The organism is Flavihumibacter sp. ZG627, from assembly GCF_000814325.1.
Taxonomy (GTDB): domain Bacteria; phylum Bacteroidota; class Bacteroidia; order Chitinophagales; family Chitinophagaceae; genus Flavihumibacter.
The window spans coordinates 24,162-42,085 of record NZ_JPHF01000001.1; the positions used below are offsets into that span (position 1 = coordinate 24,162).

10 protein-coding genes, 1 tRNA gene and 1 pseudogene are annotated in these 17,924 nt (G+C 43.7%); 8 read left to right on the plus strand and 4 right to left on the minus strand.

The features are described 5' to 3' along the window. Positions 1 to 2: 2 nt before the first annotated feature. A complete protein-coding gene (locus HY58_RS00130; protein WP_039126064.1) occupies positions 3 to 1,061 on the minus strand; it encodes a class I SAM-dependent methyltransferase in 1,059 nt (352 codons plus the stop codon). Between the two features lie 125 nt (positions 1,062 to 1,186). On the opposite strand from HY58_RS00130, the gene HY58_RS00135 reads away from it, so the two are divergent. Then, positions 1,187 to 2,746 (plus strand): hypothetical protein, encoded by a 1,560-nt coding sequence (locus HY58_RS00135; RefSeq protein ID WP_039126068.1) that lies wholly within the window; start codon positions 1,187 to 1,189, stop codon positions 2,744 to 2,746. 63 nt (positions 2,747 to 2,809) lie between these two features. Here HY58_RS00135 and HY58_RS00140 read toward each other — a convergent pair whose 3' ends face one another. Together HY58_RS00140 and HY58_RS00145 are read right to left on the minus strand one after the other, a co-directional pair. Beyond that, positions 2,810 to 4,447: a hypothetical protein gene (locus HY58_RS00140; protein WP_052323692.1), complete on the minus strand. Its 1,638-nt coding sequence runs from the start codon at positions 4,445 to 4,447 to the stop codon at positions 2,810 to 2,812. Between the two features lie 198 nt (positions 4,448 to 4,645). Then, a pseudogene (locus tag HY58_RS00145) lies at positions 4,646 to 4,852 on the minus strand (dihydrofolate reductase family protein); the annotation flags it as partial. Positions 4,853 to 5,091: 239 nt separating this feature from the next. On the opposite strand from HY58_RS00145, the gene HY58_RS18570 reads away from it, so the two are divergent. Continuing rightward, entirely contained in the window at positions 5,092 to 6,489 is a 1,398-nt protein-coding gene (locus HY58_RS18570) for an OmpA family protein (protein ID WP_052323694.1), read from the plus strand. Positions 6,490 to 6,548: 59 nt separating this feature from the next. Here HY58_RS18570 and HY58_RS00155 read toward each other — a convergent pair. Then, a tRNA-Ile gene (locus tag HY58_RS00155) sits at positions 6,549 to 6,622 on the minus strand. Between the two features lie 147 nt (positions 6,623 to 6,769). On the opposite strand from HY58_RS00155, the gene HY58_RS00160 reads away from it, so the two are divergent. The 6 genes from HY58_RS00160 to HY58_RS00185 all read left to right on the plus strand — a co-directional run bounded on the left by HY58_RS00160 (position 6,770) and on the right by HY58_RS00185 (position 17,923). Then, on the plus strand, positions 6,770 to 7,357 hold the full coding sequence (locus tag HY58_RS00160) for an RNA polymerase sigma-70 factor (RefSeq protein ID WP_039126071.1): 588 nt from the start codon (positions 6,770 to 6,772) through the stop codon (positions 7,355 to 7,357). A 72-nt stretch (positions 7,358 to 7,429) separates the two neighbouring features. Next, positions 7,430 to 8,530 carry a FecR family protein gene (locus HY58_RS00165; RefSeq protein ID WP_039126074.1) on the plus strand — a complete coding sequence of 367 codons (1,101 nt, stop codon included), beginning with the start codon at positions 7,430 to 7,432 and terminating at the stop codon, positions 8,528 to 8,530. A 153-nt stretch (positions 8,531 to 8,683) separates the two neighbouring features. After that, positions 8,684 to 12,109, plus strand: a complete 3,426-nt coding sequence (locus HY58_RS00170; RefSeq protein ID WP_052323695.1) for a TonB-dependent receptor — start codon at positions 8,684 to 8,686, stop codon at positions 12,107 to 12,109. A gap of 29 nt (positions 12,110 to 12,138) precedes the next feature. Continuing rightward, positions 12,139 to 13,650, plus strand: coding sequence for a RagB/SusD family nutrient uptake outer membrane protein (locus HY58_RS00175; protein WP_039126077.1), 1,512 nt, complete (start codon positions 12,139 to 12,141; stop codon positions 13,648 to 13,650). A 29-nt stretch (positions 13,651 to 13,679) separates the two neighbouring features. Next, complete coding sequence (locus HY58_RS00180) at positions 13,680 to 14,528, plus strand: LamG domain-containing protein (protein ID WP_039126080.1); 849 nt, start codon at positions 13,680 to 13,682, stop codon at positions 14,526 to 14,528. A 98-nt stretch (positions 14,529 to 14,626) separates the two neighbouring features. Then, on the plus strand, positions 14,627 to 17,923 hold the full coding sequence (locus HY58_RS00185) for a VCBS repeat-containing protein (RefSeq protein ID WP_039126081.1): 3,297 nt from the start codon (positions 14,627 to 14,629) through the stop codon (positions 17,921 to 17,923). The last annotated feature ends 1 nt before the right edge of the window (position 17,924 follow it).

A 17,924-nucleotide genomic window follows, 5' to 3' on the forward strand; every position in this document is an offset into this window, starting at 1 on the left:
GATTAGGGCTTCAAAGGTGCAGCTTTCCGCGCAATGGTTAATTTCCAGCCCGGGAGAGAGTATAGACTTTTTGTTCTTAAAGGCTCAAGACCTGCAGATAATTGCCAATCGGTAATTTCCTTTACTGTCCAGGCGCATGAGGAACTGGTCATAGAAAAATATAGTGCCGATGTTGCGGTGATTATATCTGTTTTTGCCCGACGGCCTTCAGGAATAAACTCTCCGATAACATAAATTCCTCCCGGCTTCAATGCCACTGCAACTTTTTTTGTAAGCCGGCGGTTCTCTTCCGCATTGAAATGATGCACCAGGTTGTTGGCCATAACAAGATCATACAGGCCTTCTCCGAGATCATCCGCCAATGCATTTCCCGACCTGTAATGGATGCGGGAACCATCATGATATTGCATTCCAATTTCACGGGCTGCTTCTACGGCGCCGGGTAATTCGAGAATTGTTGCTTCCAGATGAGGAAACTTCTTACAAAGCTCAATTGCATAAGCGCCATGCGCCCCGCCGATATCCAGCATATTGCGGGCATCATCAGGCAGCGGTAGCTTTTTTGCCGTTTCCAGGGCAAGCGTATAGGAGAGGTCGCGCATCGCACCCTGGTAATGAACCCATTCTTCAGGGGTTAATCTGGAATGAATGTCTATAGCCTTTCCCTCCCTGATATAATCTTCCAACCCGGCCATCCAACTCCATTCTTTTTGCTGGAAACGGAGTTTAGCAAGCAGGTTGTTGGGAGATTCAGGAAGAAGCCATTTATAATAGCTACTTCTCAAACGGTAGGTATTGTTCCGGTAACGGGCATAGTCAATACTTACAAGAGCATCCAGTAATTTTTTTGTGGCCGCTTCATTGCATCCGATTAACTGAGCAAGATCCTTTGCTGTATTACTGGTTTTTCCCATCGCTTCAAACAGGCCGGTATTGGCGGCAGCCATAATTACACGGGCAGCATTAAACGCTACCTGGGTATCGATCAATGGCCTCGGGGCCAGGTTGAATAACATGGCAATTGCTTCAAGGAGGTTCTGCGCTTTAAGCTTGTATTTCATGATGTGTTCCAGCCCTTAATTTAAGCATTTGCGAAACATTTGTTAATCACTAGATCATCACCCAACCCTTTTTTCTCCACCCAGGGTATTACCTCTATCAAACCTGAACCTTAAAAATTTAAAAAATGAAAAAGTTATTTCAGTTAAACCTTGTTCTGTTTTCTTTTATGATTCTTTTACTTGCTGCATGCAGTAAGCAGGATGTAGTTAAACCAATTCCAGGTGGTGGTAATGGTGGCAATGGGGGCGGTGATCAAAAAACAACCATTCGTTTCCAGGTTGCATCGCTGCCGGGTGAAGTATCCGCGGTAAACGGATTGTATGCTGTTATCAGCATGGTTAACGGCCAGCAGCAACCGGTTTGGACGGCTAAAAAAATCGCCCTCCCGCACAATGGTGCCTATCTCTCTGATTCTATTATTGTAGAAGCCGGTAACTACCGCGTTACCAGTGTAATGATCATGAATGCTGCCGAAAAAGTGTTGTTTGTTAGTCCCATGGCCAATTCACATAAAGCCAATGAAGTAAGCAAACAGCTTCCTTTTGGTTTCCAGGCAGTAAGAAACAGCCGGACTGATATTTCACTTGAACTCTCGAAGGTTAATCCAACCGACCAGCCTGAAATGTTCGGTTACCCTGCAGGATCTTTCAACCAGGGTAATGTACCAGTTGATCCTTTCATGAAGATCATAGTGCATCCCCTGATCAAAATCGGTGATGTGGTGTATGACAGTATTCCGGTTGCCTACCGTCTCATGACCTGGGACGCTAACGGTGGTGGAACGGTTGTTCATGGAACATTCAATCCTGGTAAAAATGAATTGACCCTGCTTCGTTCTGCCATCCGCTATCAGATTGCGATCAGCAAATGGGGTACCCGTGATGAACTGACACTGGAGAAAGCTGATGTACAGGAAGGTACTGTTTATACTATGGGTGGAAGCAAGGAGGCTAAAAAACTCCGCGCTGAGTATAGTTATCAATATGACAATGGCAACTTTAAGCCTATTACAAAAGCAGCCTATGTGTATGCTTCTGATGGCAGGATCGCCCAGATAATTCATTACCGCAAGAAAGCAGATAACACAACCTATGTGGAAATGACCGATAAGTTTGAATACAACGGACTCAGTAAACCCGCCCGTATCATCAGATACAACGAAAGCAATTCAATTATAGCAGAAAATATGTTTACATATGATGCGGAAGGCCGGGTAATAACCATTAAGAAAAAAGAGGCGGGTGTTGAAAACAATGCCCAGGTACAATACAGCCCACAGCCAGGCGGAACAAGTATAACCGGTAACTATGATGTGATGGCCCGTTATGATTACAGCAATAGTCCTATTGGCATGACATATACTATGCGGTTTATAGGTGGAAATAATATGAGTGATGCTGCTACTACATCTAATCATAGCAGTGAGGTTGGTTCTTACCAGTATGATTTCAACATCAATCCGTTCATTCATATAAGTCTCCCTGACTTATTGCAACCTGCAAGATCAAGGCATAATGCAACTGTTGAGGTGAAGTCTTACCATGGTAGTTATCCTGAGTTTGTAGCGTACGATTTTCAATATAAGTATGATGCCGATGGTTACCCCATTGAGCTTATCAAAAGCTACAAGTCATATTTAACCGGAATATTTGCTTTTAAAACGAAGACGGTTTATAGCTATTGATTGTGAGGTATAATGACGAAAGGGTTCCGGAATGCCGGAACCCTTTTCTATTTGTAATCCTTCCTACTTTATAAATCGGCTGATGTTTTTAAAGCTTCGCTGAAAAGAATCATTGGCAATCTCTACTCCCCTTTTCACTCCTTCATAAAATACCTTTTCCATCCGGTCTGCAATCTTCTCATCCATTTTTTCAAGGTTTGCTCCTATCTCCTCTCTTACAGCAAGCAGACCGCTCCCAATGGCGATCGCAAAGAGTGGATTAAGGTCAAGCCATGGCACCACTGGATCATGAATTTCTTCCGGTTGAGGAAACCATGGGTCAATTGTAGGAATGAGTTCGGGAAGTGGATAACGGATAATATCAAGTATGAACTGTATTTTACGGCAATGACTCGCTCTTTTACCAAGCACATCCGTTGCATGTGTACCGATGGCATAAATAAGGGAGGCATGTATTTTGTCAAAACGGAGGTTTGGTTCCATCATAGTTGCTTCCAACACGCGGTGGTTGTAAACCAGGTCCCAGATTGTCCGCTTGCGGAAACATGCATGGTTAGTTTTCCGTGCGATCCACACACCAATATTGATATAGTAATGTTTGATCTGATCGAAGTGCGCCTGCCCGGCAGCAGTAGCCAAAAATCCAAGCCCCTTTATTTCCGAATCAGGAATGCCCAGTTCACCAACCAGGTTAACATTCACGAAATGGTGCCATGTGGCATCAGTTACCACTCTGCCGATATCCGCACGGTGACCATCATACGCAGATATCGCTCCAAACCGTTGTGCATTAGTGGCGGTTTTACTTCCTCCCGCGTTGCTACCTGCAAGTACCGTTGAAAATGCTATCACTTCGGGACGTATACCCATTGGGTATTCCGGGCTGCCATCTAAATATGTTTGGGAAATATCCGATGGTTCAATGCATTCGCCTTCATGCGGATGATCGGGCAATACCATTATTCTTCCATTGGGACTGCAAAGAAGTGGATGAGGATAGGTCTCCTTCCAGAATGCACCCCATCTGCTTGAATAAAGTTTTGGCTGGATAGGTTGCGGAACATCATCCGACTGGTCGTCAAATTGGGAGCCGGCATCATGGCCAGGGCGGTTGGTATCATTACGGGCTGCGTCTGACATCCCAACATTACCGGCGCTATTGTTCCAGTTTCGCATAGACCGAACCCTGGTGATGTTTCCACAAAGCTCATTACCAAGGCTGCCATGATCGCCGGTAGCAAATACCCCACCACCTCCATTCATGAACTGGCTGATGGCGATGAGTTCACTATTGGGCAATGAGGAACCGCTATTGATTCCAAACAGAAATACCTCATCATACATGTTACTGCTAAAATGATTGGTATCATCAAACTTGAAACCTTTGATACTTCTCTTTATACCTGCCACGCCTGCCTGAACCTGAGCATCCGACGCAAAGGCCGAACGATGTGCAAGTGTAAGTTCAAACCGAACATAGCCCCTTCCATCATTCTGCAGAATACTGACAAAAGTGGAGAGGCCGAAATCGCCGGTTCCAAAATCAAGTCCCCCATCAGTTACCAGCAGAGCCCGCACCGTGCAAGGCCAGAACCACCATGGATAGATCTTAAGTGGTTCAATTCTGAATAACTCTTTGTTTTTCCTGATCTCGCGCAGGAGATTTTCATTTGCTGTTGACAGCAATTTGTTGTCTTCCATTTTAATTCATATTTAAGGTTTACGAAAATGCAATAGCAGGATGATGCGCTAATCAGGAGTGATGTAAAAATAAGATGATGGAGAAACTTGATACAGGGGCCTTTTTCCCGCTCTGGCAGGGCATTTTAAAGGGGTTGCTACTGTAGGTCTTACGATAGCATAAATACCAGATGATTGCAGTATTCCGCAGAATGAATTTTATTGAGGGATATAGTTAAGTAGTATTACACCGCTTTTAAAGGTGCGTGTATTAACGAGTTGAAAGGAGAGTGGTTGCGCTATATTTTCAAATAGGGCAGTTCCCTTTGCTATGGCAACTGGATCGATCATGATCTGTAATTCATCGATAAGCCCAGCTTCCGCAAATTGAGAAACAATGCTTCCGCTACCCAGAATGGTCATATCATTTCCGGCATTTCCCTGAGCTTTTTTGTTTCCTTAATTATATCATCACTTATAATACGGGTGTTATTCCAATTGGCTTGTTTTGCCAGCTGATATCCTCATTTAGGCCTTTGTAATAACCATTGAGGCCGGTAAACACAAATGCTGATATTTTTCTCATTTTGAAAATTGTTTAATGCGGGCTGGTATGCATATTGATAAAACCATTTTAACGATATTATTCATTAAAAATTTAACCCATGAAAAAATTCATGTTGGCCTGCGCTGTATTGTCGGCACAGATGGCCTTCTCACAGAAAATTGTGAAAGAGCATTACACCGTTAGTGGTGGACTGTTAGGTGCAGCCAATTTCGCTAAACTCCGTGTGTCGGATAACCACAATCTGGATTACAACACTAAATTTGGCTGGGGCGCCGGTGCCTGGCTTAACATCCCACTGGGTAAAGTAGTGTCTTTTGAACCCCAGTTTATGTACAATAGCCTGAAATTCGAAACTGATGCGGGTGCTGCTTTTCTGAAAGATACTAAAGTCAGTTATTTCTCAGTTCCCGTTTTATTAAAGTTTCATCTGGGCGATAAATTTGCCCTGACTGCCGGCCCACAATTCGATTTCGTTTCCTCAGTTGATGATAATAACAACCGTTATACCAAAGACAGTCTGGAAAAATCGGGGATTGCCCTCAACGTGGGTGCTGAATTATTTCCCCATGGCAGGGTTACTCCTTTTGCCCGTTATATACACGGCTTGAAAAATATTGATAAGCGGGGAAATGCTAATCCCGGTGGTGAATATTTCAACCAGAACATACAGGTTGGATTGAAACTTAAACTTTTTGGAAAACTCATTCCAGCCGATTCCGATGGTGATGGTGTTATTGACAAGAATGATGAATGTCCAAATGTAGCGGGTCTTGAGCGCTATAAAGGCTGCCCCATTCCTGATACCGATAAAGATGGTATCAATGACGAAGAAGATAAATGTCCAACAGAAGCCGGACTGCCTAAATATGGTGGTTGCCCTATTCCAGACACAGATAAGGATGGTGTGAATGATGAAGAGGATAAGTGTATTGATGTGCCCGGTATTGCGAAATACAACGGATGTCCTATTCCTGATTCTGATAAGGATGGTGTGAATGATGAAGAAGATAAGTGTCCGAACGAAGCTGGATTGGCCCGCTACCAGGGATGTCCTCCGCCAGACCGCGATAATGATGGTGTTAATGACGATGAAGACCGTTGTCCCGACCTCGCAGGTACTGCTGAAAATGCTGGCTGTCCGGCACTTGAAGCTTCCAAATTCAATGCGAGTGCTGTTCAGTTTGTGAGCGGTAGTGCCACACTTACCGCTACAGGTCGCAAAGAATTGGATAAAGCTGCGAGGATCCTGAATGAGCAGTATCCTCAACTGAAAGTACAGATCGCAGGTCATACTGATAATACCGGTAAGGCTGAATCTAACCAGGTGCTCAGTGAAAAACGTGCGGCTGCTGTTAAAGCATACCTCGTGAAAAAAGGAATTGCTGATGACAGGTTAACGACCATCGGCTATGGCCAGGATCAACCTGTTGCAGATAATGGAACAGCGGCTGGAAGAACACAAAACCGAAGGGTAGAGTTCAAGGTTAGTCAGTAATACTTAAATAATTTGAAGCAAATAGAAAGGGGTTACGACTAACGTAACCCCTTTATTTGTGGGCCCTGCCGGGCTCGAACCAGCGACCCTCTGATTATGAGTCAGATGCTCTAACCGACTGAGCTAAGGGCCCTTCCTCCTAAGAGGTGCCTCAACTTTAGCTGAGGCGGGGTGCAAAAATATAAAAACATGCCCTAAACTGAGCAGCTGGTAAAAAAATAATCATTGTTGAACATTATCGGTAATTTTCCAGCTCAATTCAGTTATTTATAAATTGCTCATGATTGCTCCTGGCCGTATACAATATTTGCAGGAACGCATCGCGCGTTTTGATGACCAGGCGGCCTATCGCGAGCTGTTTACAGCATTTTACCCCCCTCTCACCCAGTTCGCTTTCGGCTTTACACGCTCTAAGCAATCAGCCGAAGAGATCGTATCAGATGTATTCATAATAATCTGGGAAAAAAGAAAAAGACTGGAAAATATCAGCAGTCTGAAACTCTACCTTTATACAGCTACACGAAATACTGCCTATAATTTCCTGTCAAGACAAAACAGGGTGCTCCTGACCGACCTAAGTGAGATCCCCGTTGATCTCAAATCAGTTCATCTTGATCCGGAACGTATGCTGATTACCGCCGAAATGAAGAAAATGGTACAGGAGGCTATCCTTAAGCTACCGCCCCGCTGCCGCCTTATCTTTAAACTGGTGAAAGAAGACGAGCTTAAATACAGGGAAGTGGCTGAATTACTTAAACTTTCAGTCAAAACTGTGGAAACACAGATGTCCATTGCTCTTAAAAGGATAGGCGAGGCTGTGCGCTTTGATATCCGGAAAGCAGTTCCAGCCTCCCCGACAGGGAAATAAAAATTTTTTTAAGAATTCTTTAAGGGTAATAGGGATGAATTGGTGTCTTAGTACCCTCAACACCAAACCAGCATGATTACAGACCGGCTCTGGGAGCTAATGGCCAAAAAATTATCGGGAGAGAACTCCGTACAGGAGGCTGCCGAGCTGGAAGAGCTGTTAAGGCAACACCCCGAATATCATTATCCGCTCCAGACCATCTCAGACATATGGTTTCAGCAGGGTGTTTCTAATTCTGGTGATACCGGGGCTGCCTATGAAAGACATATTAAAAGAATGGTTACCCTGGGATTTCTGGATGAGGGAGAGGAAAATAATGGGGATTTGGAATCAATTACATCTCCCGGCTTTATTCGCCGTAACTGGTTATGGATGTCAGGCTCTGTTATAGTATTGGTTGTGGGAATTCTTTATTTTCTTAGCCCGGTACTCCCGAGCAGCCAAAAAGAGCTTGCGGTTGTCAATAGTGAGATATCTACACGCAATGGCTCCCGGTCAAAACTTATGCTTCCTGATGGAACACAGGTTTGGCTTAACTCGGGCTCAAGGATTACCTATAGTAAAGACTTTGGAATAAAAACAAGAGAGGTAAACCTGACAGGTGAAGCCTATTTCGACGTGGTAAAAAATGCAGAGAAACCTTTCCATATACATGCCCACAACATTGACATTAAAGTTTTGGGCACGGCCTTCAACGTGAAATCATATCCAGGTGAAAAATCCACGGAAACCAGTCTTATCAGGGGCAGTTTAGAAGTTAGTATCAAAAGCAGGCCGAGCGAAAAGATCATCCTGAAGCCAAAAGAAAAACTGGTAGTGATTGACGAAGAATCTTCCGTATCCCGCTCACTGAAGCCAACTGCTGTAACGGGCAAAAAAGTTCCTAAAGTGGCCATAGGGGAAATCCGTTATGCAGAAGTTGACAGCGCGGTAATCGAAACCTCCTGGATAGAGAACCGGCTGATATTTGAGAATGAATCACTTCGCGATATTGCCCGCAATATGGAAAGATGGTATAATGTGAAGATTGAATTCGGGGATGAAGAAGTGGCCGAGTGGAGGTTTAAGGCAGATTTTACCAAAGAGTCGCTGGAAGAAGCACTGAGAGCACTTTCTATTGCCACAAAATTCAGATATAAGATCAATAACGATACAGTAACGATTTCAAAATAAACCAACGAACAACTAAAAAACGACTGCCATGATCAACAACTCCACTTAAAAAATGGCGGGAAATGCGCCAACATTCCCCGCCGGGAAAACAAGGACATACTCAACCCTTGAGAAAGTTGATGAACCATTTAGTTAACCCTAATTGCTCAAAATATGAAAAAATTCGCTGATGGGGATGCCTGTCTATTAGCTCCCTTTTTGCTAAAGTTTGCCAGAATTATGAAGCTAACCGCACTCTTTATGCTTTTTTGCGCCCTGCAGGTGTCTGCAGGCGGATATTCCCAAACCAGGATCAGCCTGAAACTGGAAGGTGTTAACCTCAAAAAAGCACTCTCTGTAATTGAAAAAAAATCCAGCTACAGGTTCCTGTACAACCAGGCATTACTCAATGAGGATGCCCGTGTTGCCATCAGCGCCGAGAATGAAGAGGTTGTTTCCGTTCTCAATAAATTGCTGAACAATACACCCCTGGGTTATGAGATCCTCGACAATTATCTCGTTGTTCTTAAGTACCGTGGGATGAATTTTCAGCAGACACGTGTTACAGGTCGTATCACCGATGTTAACGGAGCGCCCGTTCCGCTTGCCTCAATTAAAATAAAGGGAAGTACCGCTGGCACCTCAGCCGATAATGATGGAAATTTCGCCATCACCGTTCCCGAGAATGCCACGCTTGTTATCTCTTCCATCGGTTTTGATGACCAGGAAATAGTGGTTGGTGATAAAACAATCATCAATGTTGTTCTCCAGCCATCTACAAAACTGCAGGATGAAGTTGTTGTGATAGGATATGGTACAGCGCAGAAACGCGATCTTACAGGCTCCGTTGCCAAGGTTAAAGGCGATGAACTTGCTTCCCAGCCTAATACAAACCCGCTTTCTTCCATGCAGGCTAAGGTAGCCGGATTATCAATCGTGAACAATGCCATTCCCGGTTCAACGCCTGATGTAAGGATAAGGGGAACAATCAGTATCGGTACGGTTCGACCCGTTTATATCATCGATGGTATTTTTAGTGATAACATGGATTTTGTTAGTCCAAATGAAATCGAAAGCATCGAGGTGCTGAAAGATCCCTCCTCCCTCGCCGTATTTGGTATCAGGGGTGCAGCAGGCGCTATTCTGGTTACCACCAAGAGAGCTAAGGCCGGACAGGTTAACGTTAACTTCAGTTCTGTTTATGGTGTCAAAACACTGGTAGATAAGATCCAACTTGCAAATGGCGATGAATTCCGCCAGCTGGCAACCTTTGAGGCCAATAACCGCGTTCAGGATAATAGCAATGATAATTCTTACCTGAGTTTTATTGATAATATTGGCGGACCCGGATTATCAGCTTATACCGGTAATACCGACTGGATTGATGCTGTTACACGCAATGCCAGGTTCACTAACAATAATATCAGTGTAGATGGAAGTTCAGAGAAAAATCGTTTCCACATGGGCGTTGGCTACACATATGATGAGGGCCTCGTGAAGCACGTTAAGTATGATAGGATAAACATCAACATTAATGATGAATATAAGATCAACAAGATATTTAAGGTTGGTTTTAATTTCATCGGGGCAAGAGAAAACCTGCCCTACAACAGTGGTGCGCTTGAAAATGCAAGAAGGGCGCTTCCCATCATTGATTCAAAAACAAGACAGTTCAATACAAGGAATCCTTATTTCCCGGATGATTCATCCACGTATAACCTGTACTCAAATACACCAATCATCCAGAATTCGGAAGCCAATCCACTGGCCGTTCTGGAGAATGAGTGGGATAAAAGAAAAGATACACGTTTCCGCTATGTGGGAAGTGCCTTTATTGATATCAATATCACTAAGGACCTAAATCTCCGCAGCACCTGGTATGCTAACATCAGCAACCGCGATGAGCGTGTCTATACTCCGCTATATGATGTGTATGATCCTACAAGGCCTGTTGATAGCCAGGTGATCGCTAAAAATAACCTTACCGCTGTATCGCAATATGAAGACAATACCAAGTCATTCCAGCAGGATTATATTGCTACCTACAAAAAGCGTTTTGGAGATCATTCGCTTACAGCAACGGCAGGTTTTACTACCTATTACAACAAGTTCCAGTCTATCACAGCAAATATCAGCCAGGAAACCGGTGGAACACCTATTCCTAATGATGAGCGCTTCTGGTATATTCAAACTGGTTTCGGTAATATCGGCAGGGCTACTTCCAGGTCGAGCCAGAATGAATATTCAACTGTGTCTGGTCTGGCACGTGTGCTCTACAATTTCCAGAACAAGTATTATATAAATGCAAGTTTCAGGAGAGATGGTTCAAGCCAGATCAACCGCGATTACAAAAAGAAATTCCAGAATTTCTGGGCAGTGGGTGCGGCATGGGAAATGACCCGTGAGAACTTCATGGATGGTCAGGAGTTCTTTGATTACCTGAAGATCAAAGGATCTGTGGGTGAATTAGGAAACTTCAACTCAGACAGGGCTTATCCTGCATATCCAACTACATCTACAGGATCCTCGGCTGTATTTGGAACAACCCTAGAGCCGGTATGGACAGAAGATTTTCTTGTTGATCCAAACCTTCATTGGGAAACTGTAATGTCATCAGAAATAGGTTTGGAAGCCGATTTCCTCGATAGGCGTTTCCATTTCGAAGCGAATTATTATTATAAGAAAACTAAAGATCTTCTAGTTTCTCTGAGATATCCGGGTATACTTCCAACCCTTACCAATGGTGGTACCATTGAGAATAAAGGTTTCGAGTTTATCGCCGGATGGAACCAGAAATTAAGTAATGATATGACCCTTTCCCTTTCTGGAAACCTCACTACGTATAAAAATAAGGTTCTGGAGATGGAAACTAAGTTCCGGACAATTTCAAGCAGTGAACAAACTGCCAGCCAGGTGGAAGCAGGCTTCCCAATGGGTTATTTCTACGGATTGGTGGTGGAAGGTGTTTACCAGTCATACAGGGATATCCTTCTCTCTCCGGATAATACGATCAATGGGGGTAATGCCCGTCCCGGCGATTTGAAGTATGCCGACCTGAATGGTGATGGTGTTATTACGGACGAAGATCGTACCAATATTGGTAATCCAACACCTGATTTCACCTATGGCGCCAATGCAAACCTTAAGTATAAAAACTTCGATCTTGGTGTGGATGTTGCTGGTGTATATGGTAATGAGATCTACAGGGTTTGGGGAACATCAGAGCAGAAAAACTCAGTTTACAACTATCCTAAGAATTACCTCGAGGGTTGGACAACTCCCGGTTCATCCAACTTCATTCCTATTGTAAACGCAGCGCACCTGATCAACAGGGCACCATCAACATATGGAGTGGAAGACGGTAGTTATTTCAGGATAAGAAATGTAACACTTGGATATAATTTCAGCCAGTTTAAGAACTCAAATATTATAAAGAACCTGCGGATTTACGGTAGTGTTCAGAACCTGAAAACATGGAAGAACAATCTTGGATATTCTCCCGAATTTTCAGGCGATGCAACTTTCTGGGGTGTTGACTTCGGAGGTGCAGGAAGTGCACTTCCAAGGATCGTAAGTGTTGGTTTGAATGCGAATTTTTAATCACAATTTTCACAAAAAAGGAAGCAATCATGATAAAGAGTAAACATATAGTACCGCTGGTACTGATATTCGTGATCTCTACAGTAACAGGATGTGAAAAGTTCCTGGACAGGAAGCCTCTTCAGGCAACCATTGAAGATATTCCGGGTGCTCTTGATGGCCAGGCAAAAGGTCTTTATGGAGCAATCAGAAATTCTGCTAATGATCCTTACATTGGAGATGGATTTCAAAACATCCCCTGGATCGCAATGAACGGATTCCGTTCTGATGACGGTGAGGTTGTGGCCGATCCGGGTGCATCTGCCTGGAACCAGACTTATGACAGATTCCAGTACACTAAGGATGACTGGGGTGCTGGCCTGTACTGGGATAAGCATTATGTAATGATAGGGCAGTGTAACAGTGTATTGTATACAGCTGAGTCGGGAAATTTCACCGATGAAAGATCAATGGTAAACAGAGCCGAAGCAAGGTTCTTCCGCGCCTACACCTATTTTGACCTTGTACGTACATTCGGGGATGTTCCTATCATAGATTTCATTATTACCAAGCCAACGGATGGCGAAGTGGAGAAATCAAATGCAGATGCTGTTTGGACATTCATAGATGAAGACCTGGCTTTTGCAGAAATGCATCTTCCTCTGGTATGGGAAGAAAAATATGCTGGAAGGCTTACATCAGGAGCAGCGAAATCTCTCCGTGCAAAAGCACTGATGTATAAGCAAAGATGGAGTGAAGCGCTTGGCCTCCTTACGCAGGTGATCAATTCAGAAAGTGCTGCAGGGTATGGACTACTTGATGATTACTGGAGGGTATTTAAAGAAGAAGGTGAACTTGGACCAGAATCTGTATTCGAGATCCAGGCTTCCAAAGAGGCTGGTGATGGTAACATTTACTGGAGCCGTCTGGGACAATCACAGGGTGTTCGTGGTTCCGGAACCTGGGATCTTGGCTGGGGATGGAATACGCCTACGCAAGATCTCGTGGACTCCTATGATGATGGCGACAAGCGCAAAGCAGCAACCATTCTTTATTCTAACCAATCTGATGGTGGACCAAGTACGGGTGGATACGGACTTACACTCCCCAATTTAACCAACGCAAAATTCTGGAACAAGAAAGTATATAACAACTTTGAACGTTATCTCGATGCAGGTTTGGGTACCCCTAATAATGAAGCACAGAATACCTGGATCAACCATCGGGTGATTCGATATGCTGATGTTCTCCTGATGGCCGCAGAAGCTGCCAATGAAGATGGGAAAAGTGCAGAGGCATTACCATGGCTCAACAGGGTAAGGCAGAGGGCGGGGTTAGAACCTGTGACTACTACTGAACAGGTAACTCTTCGTGAAATCATCAAGAAGGAAAGAAGGGCTGAATTCGGCATGGAATACGAAAGGTTTTTTGATCTCGTAAGATGGGGTGATGCGGTGGAAGTGCTGGGTCCCCTGGGCTACCAGAACAAGCACCGCTATTTCCCGATTCCAACACCCGCACTGAATGCGAATCCAAAACTGACGCAGAATCCGGAGTGGTAATTTTCTTAAACCTATAAAAAGGAGTGAACATGAAATCAATAATTAAATTATACCTGTTATCACCTATACTGGTGATGCTGATGATCGGTTGCCAGAAAACAGAACGGCCGGTGTTGGGAGATTATCCTACAGATGAATCCAAGCCACCTCTGCCACCAGGGGAACTAAGGTTCTTTGTTCCGTTTGGTGATGACCCCCAGAAAAGATATGAAGTAAAAGATAGCATTTCTGGCGATCCGGCACAGGTACACCCTTTCAATCTTACTGAAGGTATCAACGGCAAGGCTGTACAGGGTACTGATGCCGGTAATGCCATCAAATACATGGGTGTGAATGATTTTGGTGCAGCTACCAGCTTCACTATTGCATTCTGGATGAAAAATACAGATAAAGGAAGAACTGAATTTGTGTTTTCATTGGTAGATGATAAATACGGCTGGCACCACAGCGCAATATTTCTTTTGCTGGAACATGGTGATGCAACAGCTACTACGCTCAAATTGGGGTTAATGGACCAGTGGCTGGAATTCCCTGACTCCAAAAAATTTGCTAAGCCTTTGATGGATGGCAGCTGGCACCATATCGCTTTTGTATATGATGAAACCAGCTCCAAAATGGCATATTATTTTGATGGGGCAATGGTAGAAGATGCACCCGCCAGTGCAACTGATGTTAAGAAAGATGGCAATCCAAGGGGAGCCGTTGACCTAACAACTATTAAGAACCTTGTACTTGCAGGCTGGAACAGGCATGCTAAACTTGCCGGCCCAACAGATGATTGGATCAAGAGCTATACCGGTGCATTGGACCAGTTCAGGCTGTATAATAAAGCTTTATCCGCAACTGAAATCAATGCACTATTTGCAGGTAAACTGTAAAGAGGCAGAAGATATTTCACACATGGAACATTTTATACAAAAGGGCTGAAAGTCTTCTTTCAGCCCTTTATTTTCCTGCCAGGGCTCAAAACAACCGTATGTTATTTTTAAGATCGGCCGTAATCCTGTTAACATCTGCCTCACTGTTTTTCGTTTCCTGCAACAATCAACGGAAGGATACTCTTTTCGAAAACCTCCCGGTTTCGCAGACCAACATTTCTTTTGAAAACAAACTCCAGGAAAATGAAAACCTGAACATCTTATACTACCTCTACTACTATAATGGTGGTGGTGTGGCAACAGGTGATATTAATAATGACGGCCTGCCCGACATATACTTTACCGCTAATTCAAAAAGCAATAACAAGCTTTATCTGAATAAAGGGGATTTCAAATTCGAAGACATCACTGCCACGGCAGGTGTAGCCGGCAAGGCCGATTGGGCATCAGGTGTAACGATGGTTGATATTAATGCCGATGGCTTCCTTGATATCTATGTTACTGTAAGCAGCCAGCACCATGGGCTTACCGGAAGTAATGAACTTTACCTCAACAACCAGGATGGAACATTTACAGAAACAGCTGAAAAGTATGGACTTAATTTTTCGGGTATGGGTACCCAGGCTGCTTTCTTTGATTATGACCGGGATGGCGACCTTGATTGTTACCTGCTTAACCACTCCCAAAAACCCAACTCAAATATTGTAGATACAGCAGCGAGGAGGAAATATAATCCATTATCTGGTGATATACTATATCGCAATGATCTTTCAACAGCCGGGCGATTTACTGATGTATCTGCTGCAGCAGGTATATATCAGAGTGCACTTGGCTATGGGCTGGGTATCGCCATCGCAGACATGAACCACGATGGATGGGATGATATATACATAGGCAACGATTTTCATGAAAACGATTATTATTATCTCAATAATGGTAATGGCACATTCACAGAAAGCGGTGATAAAGCTTTTCGCCATTATAGCCGCTTTAGCATGGGTAATGATATCAATGATTTCAACAATGACGGACAACCCGACATTGTAACGGTTGATATGTTACCCCCTGATGAAAAAGTACTTAAGACTTATGGCAGTGATGAAAATCCTGATACCTATAAATTCAAACTAACCTACCACGGATATCAATACCAATATTCAAGGAATGCACTGCAAGTGAACAATGGCCAGGGTATAAGTTTCAGTGAAACCGCACTATTGAGCGGAATTAGTGCCACAGATTGGAGCTGGGCACCCCTGTTTGCCGACTTCGATAATGATGGTAATAAAGACCTCTTCATTTCCAGTGGTATCGTTAAGCGCCCGGTTGATCTCGATTATATTCGATTTGTATCAGACCTGGTTGCAAAGATGGATCTAAAGGATACGAAAAAATATGACAAGGAAGCAATTGATAAAATGCCTGATGGTGCATCCCATCCATACTTCTATAAAGGGAGCGGCTCACTGAAATTTGAGGATGTAAGTGATGAATGGGGAACGTCCGATATCAAAGGATATTTCAATGGTGCATCCTATGCCGATCTCAATAATGATGGCAATCTTGATGTGGTTATCAATAGTCTTAATGCGCGCGCACTGGTAATGAAGAATAATGCTCCCCCAAAATATACTGCTGAGCTCCACTTTAAAGGACCCGGCCAGAATCGTTTTGGCATAGGAACAAAAGTTTGGCTTTTCTCCAAAGGGAAAATGCAATACCAGCAACTACACCTATCCCGCGGATTCCAGTCTTCCTGTGAACCAGTAATGCATTTTGGGATAGATAGCATTCTTACTATTGACAGCATGCTCGTAGTTTGGCCTGACCAAAAATACCAGCTCGTAAAAAACATTCCCCCTAAAGGGGATCTCCAGATGGAATACCGCCATGCAGGAGGTGCATTCCAGTACAATGATTTCTTCCCTCCGGTTCAACCGCTGCTAAATGACATAAGCAAAGAGGTGAATGTAAACTGGAAACATAAAGAGAATAATTTCTTCGACCAGAATAAGCAATACCTGATTCCACACCAGCTCTCAGCAATGGGCCCGCGGCTTGCAGTGGGCGATATCAACCTTGATGGACTGGATGATATCTATGTTTGCGGAGCCTCCGGGCAATCGGGTCAACTGCTTCTTCAACAAGCATCCGGAAGCTTTCGTAGTATCGATACGGCGATCTTTTCACCTGCTAAGTCAAGTGAAGAAACAGCAGCAATATTCTTTGACGCCAATAATGATAAGTTCCCCGACCTGTATGTGGTAAGCGGGGGTAATGAATTTAATAACGGAAGTCCCGAATTGGAAGACCGCCTTTATTTGAATGATGGCAAAGGCCATTTCAAATTAGCTGCGGGGTCCATCCCTTCAATAACGCGTAACAAATCAACTGTAAGCAGCTCCGATTTTGATAAGGATGGTGATCAGGATCTTTTCGTAGGTACACTGGCAGATGCAAGGATGTATGGGATCGCACAACCATCTTATCTTTTGATAAATGATGGCCAGGGCAGATTTTCCCAAGCTGGTAAAGATCTAATTGCCCTTGATTCCCTTGGTATGGTAACATCTTCAAGCTTCATTGATATTGATAAGGATGGCTGGGACGATCTGATCGTTACAGGTGAATGGATGCCCTTGAAAATTTTCAGTAACAAGGAGGGTAAATTTTCTCTGAAAGAAATTCCTGCTTCCACCGGACTATGGCAATCATTGCTGCCCACCGATATCAACGGCGATGGTCATATTGATATCCTGGCAGGAAACTGGGGCCATAATAGTAAGCTATATGCGGGTAAACAATCACCCCTGAAACTCTATGTAAAAGACTTCGACAACAATGGTTCCATAGAACAGATCATGACTTATACCATTGATGGTAAGGAATATACTTTCCTGGCAAAAGATGAGCTTGAAAGAGCCTTACCGGTGCTGAAAAAAGCATACCTCAACTACAGTGATGTTGCGGGAGAAACTGTTCAGTATATGTTCTACGATCTGTTCAATAATTATAAAGAACTGAAAGCAGAAAAGCTGGGATCAAGTGTATTTATCAACGATGGAAAAGGTGGTTTCAGCATCGCTGAGTTGCCTGACCAATTTCAATTATCACCGGTCTACTCTTTCCTTCCTTTGGGTGAACCGTTAAATGGTTTTATGGTAGCCGGCAACTTTTATGGAACAGTTCCTTATGAAGGAAGATACGACGGTCTGCAGCCATCTTTTCTTACTTATGACAAGGCTGGCGGTAATTATCTTTTTAATGGCATGCTCCCTACTGTTGTGGGAGAAATTCGTGATGCACGCCGTATTAGAACCGCTGGTGGCAAGGAAATGATCGTGCTGGCAAGAAATAATGAGTCGCTTCTTTTTTTCAGGAATAATATTCAATAAA